Here is a 20,596-nt window from a genome sequence, read left to right as displayed (position 1 = left end):
GCGTCCAATACGGCCGTGGGACATCTCATCCTGGAGAACGGCTGAGGCCCCCACGTTCATCACTGCGTGTATTCACTGCCCCCCGAGGGGGCCTTCGCCTCCTTGAGGCGGCTCTACGGAGACTCATATGAGCAACAAGACCATCAAAGTCGCCCTGGCGGGCGCCGGTGCCTTCGGCATCAAGCATCTGGACGGCATCAAGAACATCGACGGCGTGGAAGTCGTCTCCCTGGTGGGCCGCGAGCTGGCCAAGACCCAGGAAGTGGCCGACAAGTACGGCATCCAGCATGTGACCACCGAGCTGGCCGACAGCCTGGCCCTGCCCGAGGTGGATGCCGTCATCCTGTGCACGCCCACGCAGATGCACGCCGCCCAGGCCATCGAATGCCTGAAGGCCGGCAAGCATGTGCAGGTGGAGATCCCGCTGGCCGACAGCCTCAAGGACGCCCAGGCCGTGGCCGATCTGCAAAAGCAGACCGGCCTGGTGGCCATGTGCGGCCATACGCGCCGCTTCAACCCCAGCCACCAGTGGGTGCACAAGAAGATCGCGGCCGGCGAGTTCAACATCCAGCAGATGGATGTGCAGACCTATTTCTTCCGCCGCACCAACATGAACGCGCTGGGCCAGGCCCGCAGCTGGACCGATCACCTGCTGTGGCACCACGCTGCCCATACCGTGGACCTGTTCGCCTACCAGGCCGGCAGCCCCATCGTGAAGGCCAACGCCGTGCAAGGCCCCATCCACCCGGAACTGGGCATTGCCATGGACATGAGCATCCAGCTCAAGGCCGCCAATGGCGCCATCTGCACGCTGAGCCTGTCGTTCAACAACGACGGCCCGCTGGGCACCTTCTTCCGCTACATCGGCGACACCGGTACCTACATCGCGCGCTATGACGACCTCGTCAACGGCAAGGAAGAGAAGATCGACGTTTCCAAGGTCGACGTGTCCATGAACGGCATCGAACTGCAGGACCGCGAGTTCTTCGCCGCCATCCGCGAAGGCCGCGAGCCCAATTCCAGCGTGGCTCAGGTGCTGCCCTGCTATCAGGTCCTGCACGATCTGGAAAAACAGCTCACCCCCTGAGCCGCTTCGCGTCTTCCCCCTGAAAGGGGGACGACACCCTCGGTGCGGGGCGGCCCTTCCTCGGTGTCTCTGAGTTGGGCCGCGCCAGTTTTACGCGTATTTGATCGTAGGAGAGCGATGCCACTTGTGCGTGGCACGACGATCATGTTCCCATCCGGAGTACCGCAATGACCGATTCCTCCTCCAGCAGCCGGGAAGACGTGCCCGAGGCGTCCAATCGCCTCGGGATCGACGGCATAGAGTTCATCGAGTACACGACCAGCCAGCCCCAGGCCCTGGGCCAGGTGCTGGAGGGGCTGGGTTTTCGCCCCGTGGCGCGGCACCGCTCGCGCGAGGTGACGCTGTACCGGCAGGGGGACATGAACCTGGTGGTCAATGCGGGCGCTGCCGATGCGCTGGCCCATGCCGCCTCGGACGGGCAGCCCGTCATCTCGGCCGTGGCGCTGCGCGTGCAGGATGCCCTGCAGGCGCATACGCGCTGCATCGAGCTGGGAGCCTGGGCGGCGCCCAGCCAGGCCCAGGCGATGGAGCTGCACATTCCGGCCATCCACGGCCCGGGTGGCAGCCGCTTCTACTTTGTCGATCGATGGCAGGAGTTCTCCATCTATGACATCGATTTCAAGCCCGTTGCCGGGGCCGATCCCCATCCGCCGGCGCTGGCCGGCCTGGGCTATTTCGGCGTGGTCCAGTACATAGGGCGTGGTCGCAGCGCCGACTGGATCACCTACTTCGAACGCATGTTCGACTTCCACCTGCTGCCCGATGCGCAGCGCTTCGGCATCCTGCCCAAGGGCAAGCTCATGCGCAGCCCCTGCAAGCGCTTCCTGTGGCAGCTCATCGAGCCCGATCCGGGCCTGGAGTGGGACGACATGCCCGAGCGCCTGCAGCGCATCGGCCTGGGCACCACCGACGTGCCTGCTGCCGTGCAGGCCTTGCGCCAGCGCGGCGTGGAGTTCGTGGAATCGAGCCGCCTGCACCCCGATGACCGCGGCGCGCTCACGCGCAACGCCATGGGCACCGTGGTGTTCGAGCTGGTGCACCGCGACGCCTAGCGCAAAGCCTGGCGCGCCGCCGTCCGATTCAACCGCCGATACACACAACGATCCTGGAGGGCAACATGGGCTTGCTGGACAGCTATGGCATGGACACCATCACTCTGAATGGCTCGCTGGAGGCCAAGCTCGACGCCATCCGGCGCGCGGGCTTCACCCAGGTCATGCTCAGCGCGCGCGACCTGGCCGGCCACCCGGGCGGCGTCAAGGCGGCTGCGGCGGCGGTGCGCGCCAGCGGCCTGCGGCCCACGGGCTTTCAGGTGCTGCGCGACTTCGAGGGCCTGTCCGACCACCTGCACCACTACAAGGTGGACATCGCCAAATCCATGCTGGAGATGTGCGCCGAGATCGGCAGCCCCGTGCTGCTGGCCTGCTCGTCCACCTCGCGCCATGCCACGGGCGATCTCGACGTGATTGCGCGCGACCTGCGCAAGCTGGCCATGCTCGGCATTCCGCTGGGCGTGAAGATCGCCTACGAGGGCCTGTCCTGGGGCCGCAACGTCAACGAATTCACCACCAGCTGGGACGTGGTCTGCCGCGCCGACATGTCCAACCTGGGCATCGGCCTGGACTCCTTCCACATCCTGGCCGCCAAGACGCCGCTGGATGCGCTGGAGCTGATCGACCGCGACAAGATCTTCCTGGTGCAGCTGTCCGACTTCATGTGGCATGACGCGCCCACCTTCGAGGAACGCATGGCCACGGCGCGCACCTTCCGCGTGTTTCCGGGCGAGGGCGTGCACAGCGAGCGCCTGGCCGACCTGGTGCTGCGCCTGGACCGCCTGGGCTACCGTGGCGACTACAGCTTCGAGGTCTTCAACGACGACTACCAGCAACTGCCGCTGGACACCGTGGCCGAGCGCGCGCGCCGCAGCGCGCAGTGGCTCAACGATGACGTGCTGCACCGGCCCGTGCCGCTGCCGGCCTGGGCGCGCACGGGCGTGCGGGGCGCTGCGGTTTGACGGCAAAATCGTTGTGCGAATGCACTGCAAGGGAGCGCCGGCCGCTCCCTTTCTTCTTTTCCCTGTGAGCCACCATGACCAACCTGTCCACACGAAACCTGGGTCCCTTCTCCGTCAGCGCCGTCGGCCTGGGCTGCATGAACCTCAGCCACGCCTATGGCCATCCGCCGTCGCCCGAGCAGGGCAGGGCCGTGCTGCATGCGGCGCTGGACGCCGGTGTCACGCTGTTCGACACGGCGGCGCTGTATGGCTTCGGCGCCAATGAATCCCTGGTCGGCCCCGTGCTCAAGTCCCACCGCAACCACATCACCCTGGCCAGCAAATGCGGCATGGCCGGCGTGCGCGGCGACGACGGCGTGGTGCGCCGCGTGATCGATGGCCACCCCAGGACCCTGCGCCGCAATTGCGAAGACAGCCTGCAGCGCCTGGGCACCGATGTCATCGACCTCTACTACCTGCACCGCTGGGACCGCCGCGTGCCCATCGAGGAATCGGTGGGCGAGATGTCGCGCCTGGTGGAAGAGGGCAAGGTGCGCGCCCTGGGCCTGTCCGAGATCGGCGCCGACGCGCTGCGCCGCGCCCATGCCACCTTCCCCATCGCCGCGCTGCAAAGCGAGTATTCGCTGTGGTCGCGCAATGCCGAGCTGGGCACGCTGCAGGCCTGCAAGGAACTGGGCATTGCCTACGTGGCCTTCAGCCCGCTGGGCCGCGCCTTCCTCACCGGCAAGCTCCAGGAGGTCGAGGGCCTGGTCAAGGGCGATATCCGCGCCGCCATGCCGCGCTTCGCGCCCGAGGCCTATGCGAAGAACCTGCAACTGCTCGCGCCCATGCAGTCGATCGCCGAGCGCGCCGACTGCACGCTGGCCGAGCTGGCCATCGCCTGGGTGCTGCACCAGGGCGAGCATGTGATTGCCCTGCCGGGCACCACCAGCGTGGACCACCTGCACGAAGACCTGCGCGGCGGCGCCGTGCGCCTGGATGCGGCCCTGCTGGCCGAACTGGACGACCTCTTCAAGCCCGAGCGCATCCAGGGCGACCGCTATGCCGTGGCCTCGCAGCGCGAGGTGGATACGGAAAAGTACGCGTTCGAGACCGTCTGAACACGCCGCAGGCCGCTCATGGCATGGATGCGGCCAGGTCGAATGGCGCCGTGGGCGTGCCCTGGTGGAAGCGCATCTGCCAGCCCTGGGCCGTGCGCAGCCAGACCGAGGAGCGCAGCGTATGCCGGCCGGCCGTTCCATCCTCGGCCACGCTGGCCGAGCGGTAGGTCAGCAGCGCGCTGTCCGGTCCCAGGCGCGCCAGCGCAAAGCCGCCTGACACCAGCCGGGCAGGGGCCCCTGCTGGCAAGGCGGCCACCAGGCCGTCCACGGTGGCGGCCCGGTCGTGCATGCCGCCCGAGCGGCCGAATTCCAGGAAGTCTTCATGCAGCAGCGCCTGCAGCTGGCCTGCGTCCGATCGCACCTGCGGATCGTGCAGCCGCACTTCCAGTGCCTGCAGATGCTGCAGCAGATGGTCGTCGCCTCCATGCATGTCCAGGTCAGGAAGTTGCGCCATGGCCGTGTTGTTCACCATCAGATCAGATCCCGCATGGCCTGCGCCGTCTCGCGCAGCATGGGCAGCACGCGCGCCACGGCGTCCTTGCCGGTTTCGCGGCCCATGGGCATGGTGATGTTGAGGGCGCCGGCCAGCGCGCCGTGGCGGTCGCGCAGCGGCACGGCAATGCCGCGCGAGTCCAGGTTCAGCTGCTGCTCGCACAGGGCCCAGTCCTGGGTGCGGATCAAGGCCAGCTCGCGGCGCATTTCGGCGGGGCAGGTGATGGTGTGCGAGGTGAAGACCGTCAGCGCGCGGTTGTCCAGCCAGTGCTCCAGCTCGGCGTCACTGCGCATGGACAGCATCAGCATGCCGGCCGCCGTGACCTGGGCCGGCACGCGCGCGCCCAGCACGTAGCCGGTGTTCATGTTGCGGTTGGGTCCGTTGCGCGCGATGTAGACCACCTCGTCGTCGTCCAGCACCGCCAGGTAGGCGGTTTCATGGGTGCCGGCGGCCACGCGCTGCAGGAACGGCTGGACGATGCGCGGCAGCCGCGCCGACTCCAGGTACGACTGCCCCAGCCGCAGCACGCGCGGCGTGAGCCAGAACAGCTTGCCGTCCCCCGCCACGTAGCCCATGTGCTGCAGCGTCAGCAGGTAGCGCCGCGCGGCGGTGCGCGTCATGCCCGTGCGCTGGCCGGCCTCGGCGGCCGTCATGCGCGGGTGGGCGTCGTCAAAGGCTTCGATGATCGATACGCCGCGTTCCAGTCCGGCAATCCAGTCGCGCTGGGCGAGGGTGGAAGGTGTTGTCATGACGGTTTTGATTTTTCCGTATTAACCCTGGGTGCGTGCGATTATCGAACAGCGCGGTGCGATCAGCGCACATGCCTTTCGAAATTGGCTTGGGCGCATCCATAGGCGGGAACTACATTTTTTACATCCCGCCGGCCTGGCCGCAAGCATCGGGCAGGGGCCTTTTCTACATGGAGGAGACAACACATGAGCGCAACCCCGATACACACACAGCCCACCGGGCACCAGCCGCGCAAGGCCGCCACCAGCGGCTGGATAGGCTCGGCCCTGGAGTACTACGACTTCTTCATCTACGCCACGGCGGCTGCGCTGATCTTTCCGCAGATCTTCTTTCCGCAGGGTGATCCGGCGATTGCCATCATCGCCTCGCTGGCCACCTATGGCGTGGGCTATGTGGCGCGGCCCATCGGCGCCTTCGTGCTGGGCCACCTGGGCGACACGCACGGGCGCAAGCAGGTGCTGGTGTGGTGCATGTTCCTGATGGGCTTTTCCACCATCGCCGTGGGCCTGCTGCCCACCTATGACCAGGTCGGCCTGTGGGCGCCCGCGCTGCTGGTGCTGATGCGGCTGATACAGGGCTTCGCGGTGGCCGGCGAGATCTCGGGCGCCAGCTCCATGATCCTGGAGCATGCCCCGTTCGGGCGGCGCGGCTTCTTCGCCAGCTTCACGCTGCAGGGCGTGCAGGCCGGCCAGATCCTGGCAGCGGCTGTGTTCCTGCCGCTGGCGCACTACATGCCTCCCGAGCAGTTCAACAGCTGGGGCTGGCGCATTCCCTTCATCCTGAGCTTCGTCGTCATCATCGCGGGCTGGATCATCCGCCGCGAGGTCAACGAGACCCCGGCCTTCACCGCCGCAGGCCGCAGCGAGGCGCGTCCGCGTTCGCCCGTGGTCGAGGCCTTCCGCCACCATTCGCCCGACATGCTGCGCGTGGTCTGCATGGCGCTGATGAACGTGATCCCGGTGGTGGCCACCATCTTCGGCGCGGCCTACGCCGTGCAGCCCGCCTACGGCATCGGCTTCGCCAAGGACATGTACCTGTGGATTCCCGTGGTGGGCAACATCGTCGCGGTGCTGGTGATCCCCATGGTGGGCAACCTGTCCGACCGCATCGGCCGGCGCCCGCCCATCATCTTCGGCGCGCTGCTGTCGGGTCTGCTGGCCATCGGCTACCTCTACGCCATCAGCGAACGCAACATGCCGCTGGCCTTCGCCATGTCCATCCTGATGTGGGGCGTGGTCTACCAGGGCTACAACGCGGTGTTCCCCAGCTTCTACCCCGAGCTGTTCCCCACCCGCACCCGTGTCTCGGCCATGGCCATCTCGCAGAACCTGGGCACGGCCATCACCGCCATGCTGCCCGCGCTGTTCACGGCCGTGGCGCCTCCGGGTGCGCACAACATCTGGCTGACCGTGGGCCTGATCGCCTTCGGCATCACCGTGGTGGCCGCCCTGGCCGCGTGGAGCGCCCGCGAGACCTACCGGGTGCGCATGGAAGACCTGGGCGAGGCCGGTGCGCAGCCCGTGGCAGCTGCCGAGTACGACCGCCTGCGCAACCAGGCCCTGGCCCAGTCCGGCCGCTGAATCCTGCAACCCAAGGCATCCGAAGGCCCCAGGAAATGATTTCCGGAAAAACCACCCTCATCGCGCACATCGGCGACCCGACCGAGACCTTCAAGTCGCCCATGATCTACAACCCGTGGTTCGACGGCCGGGGCATAGACGCCTGCGTCGTGCCCATGGGCGTGAAGGCGGCGCATTTCGCGCCGGACTTCGCGGCCATCATGCGTTTCACCAACCTGCGCGGCGCGCTGATCACCATGCCGCACAAGGTGTCCGTGGTGGACCTGGTGCACGAGGTCACGCCCGCCGTGCACATTGCAGGCGCCTGCAATGCCGTGCTGCGGCGCGAGGACGGCACGCTGCTGGGCGACCAGTTCGACGGCGCGGGCTTTGTGCGCGGCGTGCTGCGCAAGGGGCGGCAACTGCAGGGCGCGCGGGTGCTGATTTCCGGCGCGGGTGGCGTAGGGTCGGCGATTGCCGCCTCGCTGGCGGCAGCCGGCGTGGGCGAGCTGATGCTGTTCGACACGCGGGCTGAGAGCGCGCAGGCCCTGGCAGGGCGGCTCGCTGCCTACTACCCGAGGATGAAGGTGGGCACGGGCTCCAGGGACCCGCAGGGCTTTGACGTGGTCGTCAACGCCACGCCGCTGGGCATGAAGGACGATGACCCGCTGCCTTTCGATGTGCAGCGCATTGCGCCCACCACCTTTGTGGGCGAGGTGGTGATGAAGTTCGAGTTCACGCCCCTGCTGCGCGCCGTGCGCGACAAGGGCTGCGACTTCCAGGTGGGCACGGACATGCTGTTCGAGATGATTCCCGCCTACCTCGAATTCTTCGGCTTCGGCAGCGCCACGCCCGACGAGCTGCGCGCCACCGCCCACATCTCCTACTGATCCAGCCGACAGACAACCGGCCCTGGATGCGTCCGGGGCAGGGCGCAGCCACGCCCGAAAAAGCATTTTTCACAGAGAAGGAGACAAGACCATGCAACAGCAAATGCACCAGACACCGCGAGTGCCGCAGCGCGGGGCCCTTCGCATCCTGGCCCTGGCCACCGTGCTGGGCGCCTGGGGCGCGGGTGCCCACGCCCAGTCCTCGGTCACCATCTACGGCAGCGTGGACCAGTACATCAACCACATGCGCAGCAGCTCGGGTGCATCCATGACCACGCTGGAGGACGGTGCCCTGCTGCGCAGCCGCCTGGGCTTTCGCGGGCAGGAAGACCTGGGCGGTGGCCTGTACGCGAAGTTCCAGCTGGAGATGGGCATCAACGCCGACAACGGCACGCAGGCCGACAGCACGCGCGGCTTCGACCGCCAAAGCTGGGTGGGCCTGGGCGGCGGCTGGGGCGAGGTGCGGCTGGGCCGGCAGAACACCGTGATCTTCGGGCGCGGCGACTACATCGACTTCACCTCGCGCACCTTGGGATCGATGGTCAACAACTTCGGCGTGCCCTCGCGCTTCGACAACGACATCTCCTACACCTCGCCGCGCGTGGCCGGCTTCCTGTTCGAGGCCCACTACGCCATGGCCGAGACCGGTGCTCCAGCGCGCCAGGCCATCTACCAGCTGGGCCTGGACTACCTGAACGGCCCCTACCGCGTCGGCTATGCCGGGCTGTATGCGCGTGCGCCGCAGAGCGCGGCCTATACCGACGCGGTCCGCTACGACAACCTCTACGCCAACTACGACTACGGCAAGGGCAAGGTCCAGCTGGCCTTTGTGCGGTCCAACAACAGCACGGCAGGCTCGGCGGGCAACAACACAGGCACGGTGCTGGGCAATGTGGGCGGGCTGGTGGCGGGCACGAATGCCGATGTGCGCCGCTTCTACCGCGTCTGGCAGCTGTCGGCCGACTACCGCGTGACGCCGCAGCTGCGCGTGGGCGCACTGTGGGGCCGCATACAGGATGGCTCGGACAGCGGGCGCGGCGCATCGGGCGGCGCGGTCGCGGCCTACTACGACCTGTCCAGGCGCACCATGCTCTACGCGGTGGCCGAGCAGTTGAAGAACGACCGCAATGCGGGCTTCCGGCTGGCGGCCTCGGGCGGCATGAAGCCCAACTTCACATCGGCCGACGACGTCAACGGCCGCACCATCAAGGGCGTGCAGCTGGGTGTGCTGCACCGCTTCTGAGGGGGCATGCCATGGCACAGCTGCACCCGCTTCGCATTGCCGTGGCCGGCGCCGGCGCGATCGGCCAGGCCCATATCGCCGCCATCGGGGCCCAGGCGGATTGCCGCCTGTCCGCCATCGTGGACCCGGCGCCCGCAGCCCGGGAGCTTGCCCAAAGGGCCGGGGTGCCGCTGTGGCGCGACCTGGGCGAGCTGATCGCCCATGACCGGCCCGACGCCGTGGTGCTGGCCACGCCCAACCGCCTGCATGCCCCGCAGGCGGCCCAGTGCATGCATGCGCGCCTGCCCGTGCTGCTGGAAAAACCCGTGACCGCCACCGTGGCCGAGGCCCAGCGGCTGGCCGCGCTGGCCGATCGCTGCGGCGCCCGGCTGCTGGTGGGCCACCACCGCGCCCACAGCCCGATCATGGCGCGGGCCGCAGCCCTCATCGCCCAGGGGCGGCTGGGCCGCCTGGTGGCCGTGACCGGCGCGGCCCTGTTCTACAAGCCGGACGCCTATTTCGAGGAAGGCTCCTGGCGTCGCGAGGCCGGTGGCGGCCCCATCCTGCTCAACATGATCCACGAGGTCCACAACCTGCGCATGCTGTGCGGCGACATCGTGGCCGTGCAGGCCTTCGCCTCGCATGCCACGCGCGGTTTTGCCGTGGAAGACACGGTGGCCATCAACCTGCGCTTTGCCAGCGGTGCGCTGGGCAGCTTTGTGCTTTCGGACACGGCCGCCAGCGCGCGCAGCTGGGAGCAGACCTCGCAGGAGAACAAGGCCTATGCCAGCTATGAGGACGAAGACTGCTACCTGGTGGCGGGCACCTTCGGCTCGCTGGCCATACCGAGCATGCGGCTCAAGACCTATGCATCGGCCGGCCAGCGCTCCTGGAATGAGCCCTTCGACCTGGATGTGGCCGCCGTGGAGCGCGAAGACCCGCTGGTGCGCCAGATGGCGCATTTCGCGCAGGTGGCGCGCGGCCTGGCGCAGCCTCTGGTCAGCGTGCACGACGGCCTGCGCAACCTGCAGATCACCGAGGCCATTGCAGAGGCGGCGCGTACCGGTGCCGCCGTCGAGACCCCGGTGGCATGAACGAATCCCTGAATCGAGGACACCCCATGAAGACCATCCTGATGCTGCACGGCATCAACCACAACATGTTCGGCCAGCGCGATCCGGCGCAGTACGGCACGGTCACGCTGGCCGAGATCGACGCCTCGCTGCGCAGCCTGGGCAGCCAGCTGGGCTGCGAGGTGGACAGCTTCCAGACCAATTGCGAAGGCGCCATGTGCGAGCGCATCCACCAGGGCTTTCGGGACGGCGTCGATGGCGTGCTCATCAACGCCGGTGCCTGGACGCACTACAGCTACGGCATCCGCGACGCGCTGGCCATGCTCACCGTGCCCGTGGTGGAGATCCACATGAGCAACATCCATGCGCGCGAGCCCTTCCGCCACCACTCGGTGTTTGCCGACATCGTCCGGGGCCAGATCTGCGGCTTCGGCGCGGACAGCTACCTGCTGGGCCTGCGGGCCGCGCTGTCCGCCGTCGCATAGGATGCCTGGCGCGCAACTGGCCATGTATCTCCCTTGGAACTGCCTCGCTCGACGCGCGGCATGCCGTGACCAGGCTTCATTGAGATGAACTTCGCTGATCCCGGCCCGCGCCGCACCGCTTCCTTCCTCCTGCTGCTGCCGCTGCTGCTGGCCGCGCAGCCGGTCGCCACCGATGGCTATCTGCCGGCGTTGCCCGAGATCGCGCGCGACCTGGGCTCGGCCAGCAGCAGCCTGACCGTGTTCATGCTGGCCTTCGGTGTCGCCCAGCTGGTGTGCGGACCGCTGGCCGACCGCTTCGGGCGCCGGCCCGTTCTGCTGACGGGTTTGGCCTGCTACACGGCAGCGGCGGCAGGCTGTGCGCTGGCGGGCAGCGCGGACGCACTGGTGGCCTGGCGCGCCGTGCAGGGCGCGGCCATGGCGGCCATCCTGGTGTGCGCACGGGCTGCGGTGCGCGACCTGTATCCGGCCCATGAAGGGCCGCGCATCATGGCCTGCGGCCTGATGGGCCTGGGGCTGGTGGCCCTGGTGGCGCCGATTGCCGGTGCATGGGGCGTCCAGGCCACCGGCTGGCGCTGGGTGCTGGTGGCGATGGGCGTCTACTCGCTGGCTTTGCTGGCACTGTGCTGGCGCACTTTCAGCGAGACGCGGCAAGCGCCGGCGGAGTCTGCCCCGGTCATCGCATCCGTACCCGTATCCGTATCCGCTGGCGGTGTGCGCCAGGTGTTCGCCGACCCCGGCTTTTGCGCCTGGACGGCGCTGGCCGCAACCACCTACGGCGGCATCTTCTGCTTTTTGCTGCTGTCGCCGATGGTGTACGTCGACCTGTTCGGCCTGTCGCCCGTGCTCTACGGCTGGATTCCAGCAGGCGGCTCGCTGGTCTACATCCTCGGCATCACATGGTGCCGGCGCCTGCTGTCGCGCCGCGGGCCGGTGCGCACGGTGCAGCTGGGCGCTTCGCTCAGTCTGCTGGGGCCGTGCATCCAGATCGCCGGCTGCGTGCTGGCGCCGGCCTCGCCCTTTCCACTGCTGCTGGGGCACGCGGTGTATGCGCTGGGCCATGGCCTGCACCAGCCTTGCGGCCAGGCGGGCGCGGTGGGTGGCCTGCCGCCGCAGCTGGCCGGGCGGGCCGTGTCGTGTTCGGGCTTCGCGATCATGTGCGTGGCCTTCTGCGCCGGCCAGCTGGCGGCGCAATTTGTCGATCCGACCATGCGCCACGGTGCCTGGCCGATGGTGCTGCCCATGGCGCTGGCGGGCGTTGTGCTGGTCCTCATCGCCTTTGTCTGGCTGCCGTGGCTGTACCGGGTGGGGGCAGCGCAAAGGGTTCAGCCCCGGTCATGACACCGCTCATGCATCCGCGCGGTATTCACCCCGATGCTTCATGAACCGGTGGTAGGACATGCGCAGGTGCAGCTGCATCACCTGGCGTGCCAGCTCCCCATCCCTGGCACGTATGGCGATCACCAGGTCGCAGTGGTGGTGCAGGCTTTGCACCAGCTCTTCGGGCGTGTAGATGTAGAACGACCGCTTGATGATCGGCATGTCGATCATCGTCGCCAGCATGGTCTTGAGGCGCGGCGAGCCCGATGCCTCGATCAGCGCGTGGTGAAAATCCCGGTTGGCTGACTGCACCTCGCCAATGCCGTCGTGGCCAGCGGCAATGCCGGCCTCCATGCGCTGGTTGCTGGCCTCCAGCTCATCGGCCAGCCCCTCGCCGCCGCGCGTGGCCGCGAGGAACGAGGCGTACGGCTCCAGCAGCATGCGCAGCTGGAAGGTCTCCTCCACATCCCAGTCGCTCCACTCCGACACGCGGATACCCTGGCCCGCGCCATCGGTGGCCAGGCCATCTTCCACCAGGCGGTGCAGCGCATTGCGCACCGGCGTGCGGCTCAGTCCCAGGTCGCGGGCAATGGGTTCCTCCTTGAGCTGTTCGCCGGGTCGGTAGTGGCCGCCGATGAGCCGCTGCCGCAGAACCTCGTACGCCTTGTCTTTCACGTTTTGCACTGTGTTTGCACCAAGTGGATGGGAGTGGTGCGCCGATTCTAGGTGACGGCGGAGGTGCCCGTTGCGCTTCGTTTCATTCCGAAAAATACAAAACAAGTACAAATATTCGAAGTTCTACGGGAAATCTCTAGGAAGAAAAAGGAGATGCGCTCCGTAGACTGCGATGAATGTTTTAAATTTGTATTTTTATGAAGTTCGCAATACTGGGTGGTGGAATGGTCGGCGCCTGCTACATGCAGGCCTTTTTGGAGCAGGGGCACAGCTTGGTGGGCCTGTGCGAGCTGCAGCCCAACGCTGCGGTGGCCGACGCCGTGCAGGCCGCTGGCGCGCAGGTGCATGCCGCGCCCGGCGCCTGGCTGGCCGAGGCCGACGTGGTGGTGAGCGCCGTGTTCGGCACCGTGGCGCGCAGCCTGTTCGAGGCCTGCCTGCCCCATCTGCGCGATGGCGTGGTCTATGTGGACATGACCACGGCCGACCCGCAGGAGATGCGCGAATGCGGCGAGCTGGCCCGGCGCGTCGCCCAGGGCAGGGCGGTGCACTTCGTGGATGTGGCCATCACCGGCGCGGTCAACCTGGGCGGCAGCAAGACGCCGCTGCTCGTGGCCGGTGGCAAGGCCGGTTTTGTACAGGAATTGTTCTTGCCCTTTGGCGGCTCCGTTCGCGTGGTGGGTGGGCAGCCGGGCGATGCCGCCGCGCTCAAGCTCCTGCGCAGCATCTACACCAAGGGGACCGAGGCGCTGGCCGTGGAGTGCCTGGTGACGGCCCAGCAGATGGGCCTGCGCGAGCAGCTGCATGTCGTGCTGCAGGACATCGACGAGACACCGCTGCGCACGCTGATGGAGTCCATGGTGCGCACGCACATCCCGCACTCCGCACGCCGCCGCAACGAGGTGGCCGAGGCCCGGCAGCAGATGGCCCGCAACGGCCTGGCGCCCATCGCCTCGCCCGCCGTCGAGGCGCTGTTCGCCGCCACGGCCCGGGCGCATGCGGCCCAACCGTTCACCGGCACCTCCACCGACGAGGCCATCGATTGGCTGGGCAGCCACGTGCTCGCCAGCCAAGCCTGATCAACGTACCCCTGCGCCAACCGACACCACCAAAGGAGACATCCGCAATGACGACCCCGACCCGACGCCGCCTGGCCCTCGCCGGCCTGCTGGCACTGACCGCTGCCGCCATGGCTCCGGCCCATGCCCAGGGCACCTATCCGCAGCGACCCATCAGGTTCATCGTGCCCTTTCCGGCCGGTGGCGGCACCGACAACCTCACGCGGCTGGTCGGCACCAAGCTCACCGAGGCCCATGGGTGGGCCATCGTGGTGGAGAACAAGCCCGGTGCCGGTGGCAACCTGGCTCTGGACCAGGTGGCCAAGGCCCCCGCCGACGGCCTGACCCTGGTGATGGCGCAGACCGACAACGTGGTGCTCAACCCGCTGCTGTACTCCAAGCTCACCTACAACCCCGACAAGGACCTGCGCGCCGTGGCCCTGGTCGCAGCCGGCCCGGCCGTGCTCGTGGTGAATGCCGATTCGCCGTACAAGTCCCTGGACGACATCGTCCAGGCGGCGAAGAAGGAACCCGGGCGCCTGAGCTTTGCCACGCCGGGCACCGGCACCATTTCGCACCTCATCAGCGAGGCCTGGCAGAAAAGCTCGGATGTGAAGTTCACCCACGTGCCGTTTCGCGGCATGGCGCAGGCCATGCCCGACCTGCTGGGCGGGCGCATCGACATGTACATGGGCTCCATCCCCACGCTGCTGTCGCACATCCAGTCGGGCAAGGTGCGCGCCATCGGCGTGACCACCGCGAGCCGCTCCAAGCTGCTGCCCGACGTGCCGACCTACACCGAATCCGGCATCAAGGGCGTGGAGCTGGCCAGCGTGTGGGGCGTGATGGCCCCGGCCGGCACCTCCGACGCCATCGTCAGGCAGCTCAACGAAGCCATCAACAAGGTGGTGAACGCACCCGACACGGCCAGGAAGATCGCCGACTCCGGCGCCGAACTCATCACCGGCACACCGCAGGACATGGCCAGGCTCTACGCCAGCGACCGCGCACGCCTGGCACCCATCGTCAAGAGCTCTGGCACCACGCTCGATTGAGCGGCACGGCTTTCATTCCATCCACTCTGAGCACCACACCATGATCGGTCTTCAAATTCTGAAGCGGCAACGCGCTGTCAGCCTGGATATTGCCAGGCGCTATCTCGACGTGCCTGTTGCCAACGTCAGCGACTGCATGGCCCGCATGACGGCTGGCGGCGCGCGGCTGCGCCCCATGCACGGCGGCGGGCGCATGGCCGGCCCCGCGTTGACCATCAAGACACGCCCGGGCGACAACCTCATGCTCCACAAGGCACTTCAACTGGCCAGCCCAGGTGACGTGATCGTGGTGGATGCCGGTGGCGACCTCACCAACGCACTCATCGGAGAAATCATGGTCGGAGACGCCATGCGTCGCCAGCTGGGCGGCATCGTGATCAATGGCGCGATCCGGGACGCGGCATGGATTCGTGCTGGCAGCTTCCCGGTATTCGCTGCGGGCGTCACGCACCGCGGACCCTACAAGGATGGCCCGGGCGAAATCAATGTGCCTATCGCCATCGATGGCATGGTGATCGAGCCCGGCGACCTCATGATTGGCGATGACGACGGCTTGCTGTGCGTACCCTATGCGCAAGCGCAGGCCCTGCTGGATGCAGCACATGGAAAACAGATGGTTGAGGCCAAGATGGTGGCCGACATCGCTGCCGGTACCTACAGCGCGCCATGGATCGACGAGACGCTCAAGCGTCTGGGCTGCCCGATTCAGCCGTAGCGCCGGCGCTGCAGCATCCATCCTGCACCCATTCATCACCCATCGCCCGTCCGCCTCAGACCTCGGCCAGCGCCTTCAGATGGCTTTCCAGGCCACCGGTGCCGCTGGCCGCGTTCACATGGTCGAAGTAGCCGTACCAGCCGCTGGCCTTGATGCCCGCCAGCAGGGCATCGCGCGCGGCGGTATCGGGAAAGCGCCAGATGCGCATATCCATATGCGGCAGGCTTGTTTGCGATAGCCGGGCTGGCCTTTAGGCTGGCGCGCTTTGACCACGCCATGTCCAGCTCCGCCACAACCGTCCATTCCGATTCCCGCCCCGGCGCCTTTGCCATTTCATCCCAACCCGCCACGGCCTTGCACCGTGCCACGCCCGCCACGCTGGCGGCCGTGCTGGAGCAACTACCCCCGGCCCAGGCCCGATGGGCGCGCGCCGCAGGCTTTGATGCGCAGCCGGGCCGCATCCTGCTGTTGCCCGGCATGCAGAGCGAAGTGCAGAGGGAAGGGCAGGGCGAGGGCACTGCCCTCGCTGGCGTGCTGGTCGGCGTGGACCCGGACCAGCTGCTGTGGCAGCTGGCCGGCCTGCCGGCTGCGCTGCCGCCCGGCACCTATGCGCTCGCCGATGCGGATGAGGCTCAGAGGCCGCATCTGCTGCTGGGCTGGGCACTGGGCGCGCTGCCATCGACCCGCCAGGCGCGGCAGTCGGATGCGGCAACCGCTCCATCACTCGCTCTATCACTCGCTCGGTTGGTGGCAAGCCCCGATGAGCAGGCCGCCGTCGCGCCAATGGCCGCCGCCATTGGCGAGGTGCGGCGGCTGGTCAACCTGCCTGCCAACCAGCTGGGTCCCGAACAGCTGGCCCAGGCCGTGGCCGACCTGGCCGCGCGCCATGGCGCGCGCTACCGGCAATGGGTGGGCGACGAGCTGCCCGCCGCAGGCTTTGCCCTGGTGCACGCCGTGGGTCGGGCGGCGTCCCGGGCGGCCCAGGCGCCGCGCGTGGCCGAGCTGACCTGGGGCGATGCCGCGCTGCCCCATGTGGTGCTCATCGGCAAGGGCGTGTGCTTTGACTCCGGCGGGCTGGACCTCAAGCCCGCCGCAGGCATGCGCTGGATGAAGAAGGACATGGGCGGCGCCGCACACGCCCTGGCCCTGGCCGATCTGCTGATGCAGGCGGGCCTGCCCATCCACCTGAAGCTGCTGGTGCCTGCGGTGGAGAACGCCGTGGGTGCCGGTGCGCTGCGGCCCGGCGACATCATCGAGGCCGGTGACGGCCGGCGCGTGGAGATCGAGAACACCGATGCCGAAGGCCGGCTCCTGCTGGCCGATGCGCTGCACCACGCCATTCGCAGCGCGCCCACGCCGCCCGCGCTGCTGATCGACCTGGCCACGCTCACGGGCGCTGCGCGCACGGCGCTGGGGCCGGACCTGCCCGCGCTGTTCAGCAACCATGACGGCTGGGCCGATGAGCTGCTGGCCCAGGGCCGCGCGCAGGCCGACCCGCTGTGGCGCCTGCCCCTGTGGGCGCCGTACCGCCGCATGCTCCGCTCCGACCAGGCCGACCTGCTCAACGCCGCCAGCACGCCACAGGGCGGCGCCATCACGGCTGCGCTGTTCCTGGAGAGCTTTGTGCCGCCCGAGCTGCCCTGGCTGCACCTGGACCTGTTCGCCTGGAATCTGGAGGAGCGCCCCGGCCGGCCCAGGGGCGGCGAAGCCCAGGGCCTGCGCGCGCTGTACGCCCTGCTGTCGCAGCGCTTTGCATCTGCGTGCAGCGCATTTGCATAGGCGCAATCGGGCTTTGCGGCGGGCTGGTGGCTCCACACAATCGGCCGTCTGGTGCAGCCGGCGCGGCACCCGCCGCCGCCTTCCTGCGATCTTGTTCCGGCTGCCAGGACACTTCATGACCCAAAGACGCTTCCTGCCTCGCCTTTCCCTGCTGCGCACCCACTTGCGCACCCTGCGAACCTCCGCACTGCTTCCCGCCCTGGCCGCAGCCTTGCTGTGCGCACCGCCCGCCCAGGCCGAAACCCTGCGCTGGGCGCGCTCCACCGACGCATCCACGCTGGACCCGCACGCGCTGAACAACGGCCCCAACCACAACCTGCTGCACCAGATCTATGAGCCGCTGATCATCCGCACGGCCGATGGCAAGCTGCTGCCCACCCTGGCAACGTCCTGGGCGCTGACTGCCGACCCCTCGGTCTGGGAGTTCAAGCTGCGCAAGGGCGTGAAGTTCCATGACGGCAGCCTGTTCACGGCCGACGACGTGCTGTTCTCGCTGCGTCGCGCGCGCTCGGCCACCTCGGACATGCGCTCGCTGCTGACCTCGATCACCGACGTGACCAAGGTCGATGCCTTCACCGTGCACATCAGGACCAACGGGCCCAACCCGCTGCTGCCGGCCAGCCTCATCAACATCCAGATCCTGAGCGCCGCCTGGGCCAAGGCCCATGGTGCCGAGCAGCCGCAGAACGCGCTGGCCAAGGAAGAGAACTACGCCACGCGCAACGCCAACGGCACGGGGCCCTACGTCATCGCCTCGCGCGAGCAGGACACGCGCACCGTGCTGCGGCAGTTTCCCGGCTACTGGGGCAAGGGGCTGTTCCCGCTGGAGATCGACGAACTGGTCTACCTGCCCATCAAGTCCCAGGCCACGCGCGTGGCGGCGCTGCTGTCGGGCGAGGTGGACTTCGTGCAGGACCTGCCCATCCAGGACATTGCGCGCCTGAGCGCCGACCCGCGCTTTCGCATCAACCAGGCCGCCGAGAACCGCACCATCTTCCTGGGCCTGAACGTGGGCGCCGCCCCGCTGTCGCATTCCGATGTGAAGGACAAGAACCCGCTGGCTGACCTGCGCGTGCGCCAGGCCTTCCAGCTGGCCATAGACCGGCAGGCCATACAGCGCGCCGTGATGCGCGGCCTGTCCGTGCCCACCAACATCATTGCGCCGCCCTTTGTGCATGGCTACGAGAAATCCTTTGGCGCCGTGGGCAAGGCCGACTTGGCCCAGGCCAGGAAGCTGCTGGCCGAGGCCGGCTATCCCAACGGCTTCGGCATCACCCTGCATTGCACGAACGACCGCTACCTGAACGACGAGGCCATCTGCCAGGCCATCGCCGGCTTTTTGGGCCGCATCGGCGTGAAGACGGCCGTGTCGTCCCGGCCGCTGGCCATCCAGACGGCGGCCATCAACAACCAGGAGACGGATTTCTACCTCTACGGCTGGGGCGTGCCCACCTATGACTCGGCCTACGTCTTCGACTACCTGGTGCACACGCGCGGCAAGAATGGCCGGGGCAACACCAATGCCACGCGCTACAGCAATGCCGAGCTGGACAGCCAGATCGTCTCCCTGGCCTCCGAGGGCGATGCGCGCAAGCGCGATGCCACCATCCACTCCATCTGGAGCACGGTGCAAAAGGAGCTGATCTACCTGCCGCTGCACGACCAGATCCAGACCTATGCCATGGTGCGCAAGTTCGACATCCCGGTGAATCCGTCGAACACGCCGTACTTCAAGCTGTTCAAGCAGCCCGGTGCGCGCCAGGCTGCGGTGGCCGGCGCGCAATAGGCTCAGTGTGTCGCAGCCGGCTGCGGCCGGTTGACCTCCACCGTGACGTGGACCAGTTCCTCATGCACGCCAAGCAACTGGCGCACGGCATCGGGGTCCACGCCTGCGGGCGCGTCCAGTGCCACGATGCAGGCGTAGCGCGCCTTGCCCACGCGCCAGACATGCAGGTCGGAGATCTGCGCGGCAAACGGCGCCTGGGCGATGGCCTCACGCACCTCGCTGACCACGGGGGCGTGCATCTCGGCGTCCAGCAGCACGCGGCTGCTGTCGCGCAGCAGGCCCATGGCCCATGCCGCCACCAGCACGGCGCCGGCCAGGCCCATGGCCGGGTCCAGCCATCCCAGGCCCCAGGCCATGCCGCCGAACAGGGCGGCGATGGCCATCACCGAGGTGGCGGCATCGGCCAGCACATGCAGGTAGGCCGAGCGCAGGTTGAGATCGCCGTGGTCGTCATGGTCACCGTGGTCGCCGTGATGGCGGTCGCCCGCGTGGCCGCCGTGCGCATGCCTGCCGTGCCCGTGGTGATGTCCGTGGTCGTGACCATGGTGATGCCCGTGCCCGCCCTTCAGCAGCCAGGCGCAGACAAGGTTGACCAGCAGGCCCAGCGCGGCCACGCCCAGGGCCTGCTCGTAATGGATGGGCGAGGGCGAGAACAGGCGCTGCACCGACTGCCAGGCCATGCCGCCCGCCACCAGCAGCAGCAAGATGGCGCTGGTGTAGCCGGCCAGCACCTCGATCTTCCAGGTGCCGAAGGCAAAGCGCGTATCGCCCGCCAATCTGCGCGCGGCCGCATAGGCGCCAGCTGAGAGCCCCAGCGCCAGCGCGTGCGATCCCATGTGCCAGCCATCGGCCAGCAGCGCCATGGAGTTGAATCCGCACCCGCCTGCGATCTCCCCGACCATCATGGCCGCCGTCAGCCCCGCAGCCAGCATGGCACGGCGCTCGCCCAGCGGGTTGCCTTCGTCGAAACGGTGTGAATGCTGCCTGGGGCTGGCGCCGCCAGCGGTCGAGAGGGATGGAATGCTGCGCATGCAGATACTGTACCCCAGTATATGCAGGCGCCTAGAATGGCCTTCATGGCACATACGATTCAGAACAAGAAGCGCTTGCTCACGCGCATCCGCCGCATCCAGGGCCAGGCCCAGGCGCTGGAGCGCGCGCTCGAGGCCGAGCACGACTGCGCGGCCATCCTCCAGCAACTGGCAGCCGTGCGCGGCGCCGTCAACGGCATGATCTTCGAGGTGCTCGAGGGCCATGTGCGCACCCATCTGGCCGATGGCACGGCCGGCGGCCAGGCCCGTGATGACGACGTGGACCTTGTGCTGTCGGTGATGCGCTCGTACATGAAGTGATTGATGAAGTGATGGCCGGCCCTGCGGATTGGCGCTCTCGGCGCGGTTTCCTGCTCTCATTTTTTGCAAACAGTGACCCCTGAAAACCGCCCATCTCGGACACGGCGCCTCATTCGCAGCGGACAATCGTCGGGCCAGGAATATGACGGGATTTCGACAGTTCCCGCCGCCTGCTGGCCAGCCAAGGAC

At 67.9% G+C, this 20,596-nt stretch carries 21 protein-coding genes; 16 read left to right on the top strand and 5 right to left on the bottom strand.

The window, feature by feature from the left end; translation table 11 throughout:
* Positions 1-127: 127 nt before the first annotated feature.
* The 4 genes from ACF8LI_RS20220 (at position 128) to ACF8LI_RS20205 (ending at position 4,201) form a co-directional block, all read left to right on the top strand.
* Positions 128-1,087 carry a Gfo/Idh/MocA family oxidoreductase gene (locus ACF8LI_RS20220; RefSeq protein ID WP_016450429.1) on the top strand — a complete coding sequence of 320 codons (960 nt, stop codon included), beginning with the start codon at positions 128-130 and terminating at the stop codon, positions 1,085-1,087.
* A 167-nt stretch (positions 1,088-1,254) separates the two neighbouring features.
* Positions 1,255-2,139 carry a 4-hydroxyphenylpyruvate dioxygenase gene (locus ACF8LI_RS20215; protein WP_034366790.1) on the top strand — a complete coding sequence of 295 codons (885 nt, stop codon included), beginning with the start codon at positions 1,255-1,257 and terminating at the stop codon, positions 2,137-2,139.
* 65 nt (positions 2,140-2,204) lie between these two features.
* A complete protein-coding gene (locus tag ACF8LI_RS20210) occupies positions 2,205-3,101 on the top strand; it encodes a sugar phosphate isomerase/epimerase (protein WP_016450427.1) in 897 nt (298 codons plus the stop codon).
* A 74-nt stretch (positions 3,102-3,175) separates the two neighbouring features.
* A complete protein-coding gene (locus ACF8LI_RS20205; protein ID WP_047216865.1) occupies positions 3,176-4,201 on the top strand; it encodes an aldo/keto reductase in 1,026 nt (341 codons plus the stop codon).
* 16 nt (positions 4,202-4,217) lie between these two features.
* On the opposite strand, the gene ACF8LI_RS20200 is transcribed toward ACF8LI_RS20205, so the two are convergent.
* Together ACF8LI_RS20200 and ACF8LI_RS20195 are read right to left on the bottom strand one after the other, a co-directional pair.
* Positions 4,218-4,655 carry a DUF4440 domain-containing protein gene (locus ACF8LI_RS20200; RefSeq protein WP_392414016.1) on the bottom strand — a complete coding sequence of 146 codons (438 nt, stop codon included), beginning with the start codon at positions 4,653-4,655 and terminating at the stop codon, positions 4,218-4,220.
* Between the two features lie 17 nt (positions 4,656-4,672).
* The gene (locus ACF8LI_RS20195; RefSeq protein WP_012206241.1) at positions 4,673-5,443 is read right to left on the bottom strand and encodes an IclR family transcriptional regulator C-terminal domain-containing protein; all 771 of its coding nucleotides are present in this window, start codon (positions 5,441-5,443) and stop codon (positions 4,673-4,675) included.
* Between the two features lie 186 nt (positions 5,444-5,629).
* On the opposite strand from ACF8LI_RS20195, the gene ACF8LI_RS20190 reads away from it, so the two are divergent.
* The 6 genes from ACF8LI_RS20190 (at position 5,630) to ACF8LI_RS20165 (ending at position 12,011) form a co-directional block, all read left to right on the top strand.
* On the top strand, positions 5,630-7,024 hold the full coding sequence (locus ACF8LI_RS20190) for an MFS transporter (RefSeq protein ID WP_392414015.1): 1,395 nt from the start codon (positions 5,630-5,632) through the stop codon (positions 7,022-7,024).
* Positions 7,025-7,059: 35 nt separating this feature from the next.
* Positions 7,060-7,893, top strand: a complete 834-nt coding sequence (locus ACF8LI_RS20185; RefSeq protein ID WP_392414014.1) for a shikimate dehydrogenase family protein — start codon at positions 7,060-7,062, stop codon at positions 7,891-7,893.
* A gap of 91 nt (positions 7,894-7,984) precedes the next feature.
* Positions 7,985-9,136, top strand: a complete 1,152-nt coding sequence (locus tag ACF8LI_RS20180) for a porin (protein ID WP_392414013.1) — start codon at positions 7,985-7,987, stop codon at positions 9,134-9,136.
* 11 nt (positions 9,137-9,147) lie between these two features.
* A complete protein-coding gene (locus ACF8LI_RS20175) occupies positions 9,148-10,209 on the top strand; it encodes a Gfo/Idh/MocA family protein (RefSeq protein ID WP_392414012.1) in 1,062 nt (353 codons plus the stop codon).
* A gap of 26 nt (positions 10,210-10,235) precedes the next feature.
* On the top strand, positions 10,236-10,673 hold the full coding sequence (gene aroQ / locus ACF8LI_RS20170; protein ID WP_160853804.1) for a type II 3-dehydroquinate dehydratase: 438 nt from the start codon (positions 10,236-10,238) through the stop codon (positions 10,671-10,673).
* Between the two features lie 84 nt (positions 10,674-10,757).
* Positions 10,758-12,011, top strand: a complete 1,254-nt coding sequence (locus ACF8LI_RS20165) for an MFS transporter (RefSeq protein ID WP_392414011.1) — start codon at positions 10,758-10,760, stop codon at positions 12,009-12,011.
* Between the two features lie 6 nt (positions 12,012-12,017).
* On the opposite strand, the gene ACF8LI_RS20160 is transcribed toward ACF8LI_RS20165, so the two are convergent.
* A complete protein-coding gene (locus tag ACF8LI_RS20160) occupies positions 12,018-12,674 on the bottom strand; it encodes a GntR family transcriptional regulator (protein WP_012206234.1) in 657 nt (218 codons plus the stop codon).
* A 188-nt stretch (positions 12,675-12,862) separates the two neighbouring features.
* Between ACF8LI_RS20160 and ACF8LI_RS20155 the strand changes: the two genes are divergently transcribed.
* From ACF8LI_RS20155 to ACF8LI_RS20145, 3 genes are read left to right on the top strand one after another with little or no spacing between them, the layout of a single operon-like run.
* Positions 12,863-13,741: an NAD(P)-binding domain-containing protein gene (locus tag ACF8LI_RS20155; RefSeq protein ID WP_392414010.1), complete on the top strand. Its 879-nt coding sequence runs from the start codon at positions 12,863-12,865 to the stop codon at positions 13,739-13,741.
* A gap of 47 nt (positions 13,742-13,788) precedes the next feature.
* Positions 13,789-14,775 carry a Bug family tripartite tricarboxylate transporter substrate binding protein gene (locus tag ACF8LI_RS20150; protein ID WP_392414009.1) on the top strand — a complete coding sequence of 329 codons (987 nt, stop codon included), beginning with the start codon at positions 13,789-13,791 and terminating at the stop codon, positions 14,773-14,775.
* A gap of 40 nt (positions 14,776-14,815) precedes the next feature.
* Positions 14,816-15,490 carry an RraA family protein gene (locus ACF8LI_RS20145; RefSeq protein WP_016451449.1) on the top strand — a complete coding sequence of 225 codons (675 nt, stop codon included), beginning with the start codon at positions 14,816-14,818 and terminating at the stop codon, positions 15,488-15,490.
* A 55-nt stretch (positions 15,491-15,545) separates the two neighbouring features.
* Here ACF8LI_RS20145 and ACF8LI_RS20140 read toward each other — a convergent pair whose 3' ends face one another.
* Positions 15,546-15,704 carry a DUF6616 family protein gene (locus ACF8LI_RS20140; RefSeq protein WP_016451450.1) on the bottom strand — a complete coding sequence of 53 codons (159 nt, stop codon included), beginning with the start codon at positions 15,702-15,704 and terminating at the stop codon, positions 15,546-15,548.
* A gap of 62 nt (positions 15,705-15,766) precedes the next feature.
* On the opposite strand from ACF8LI_RS20140, the gene ACF8LI_RS20135 reads away from it, so the two are divergent.
* Entirely contained in the window at positions 15,767-17,269 is a 1,503-nt protein-coding gene (locus ACF8LI_RS20135; protein WP_392414008.1) for a leucyl aminopeptidase family protein, read from the top strand.
* Between the two features lie 115 nt (positions 17,270-17,384).
* On the top strand, positions 17,385-19,055 hold the full coding sequence (locus ACF8LI_RS20130; RefSeq protein ID WP_016451452.1) for an ABC transporter substrate-binding protein: 1,671 nt from the start codon (positions 17,385-17,387) through the stop codon (positions 19,053-19,055).
* A 2-nt stretch (positions 19,056-19,057) separates the two neighbouring features.
* Here ACF8LI_RS20130 and dmeF read toward each other — a convergent pair whose 3' ends face one another.
* Positions 19,058-20,086, bottom strand: a complete 1,029-nt coding sequence (gene dmeF / locus ACF8LI_RS20125; protein WP_392414007.1) for a CDF family Co(II)/Ni(II) efflux transporter DmeF — start codon at positions 20,084-20,086, stop codon at positions 19,058-19,060.
* A 45-nt stretch (positions 20,087-20,131) separates the two neighbouring features.
* On the opposite strand from dmeF, the gene ACF8LI_RS20120 reads away from it, so the two are divergent.
* Positions 20,132-20,407, top strand: a complete 276-nt coding sequence (locus ACF8LI_RS20120) for a metal/formaldehyde-sensitive transcriptional repressor (RefSeq protein ID WP_026062191.1) — start codon at positions 20,132-20,134, stop codon at positions 20,405-20,407.
* Positions 20,408-20,596: the final 189 nt, after the last annotated feature.

The sequence above is a fragment of the Delftia sp. WSY_12 genome, assembly GCF_043104645.1.
Lineage (GTDB): Bacteria > Pseudomonadota > Gammaproteobacteria > Burkholderiales > Burkholderiaceae_C > Comamonas > Comamonas tsuruhatensis.
This window is presented reverse-complemented; position numbering and strand designations above follow the sequence as displayed.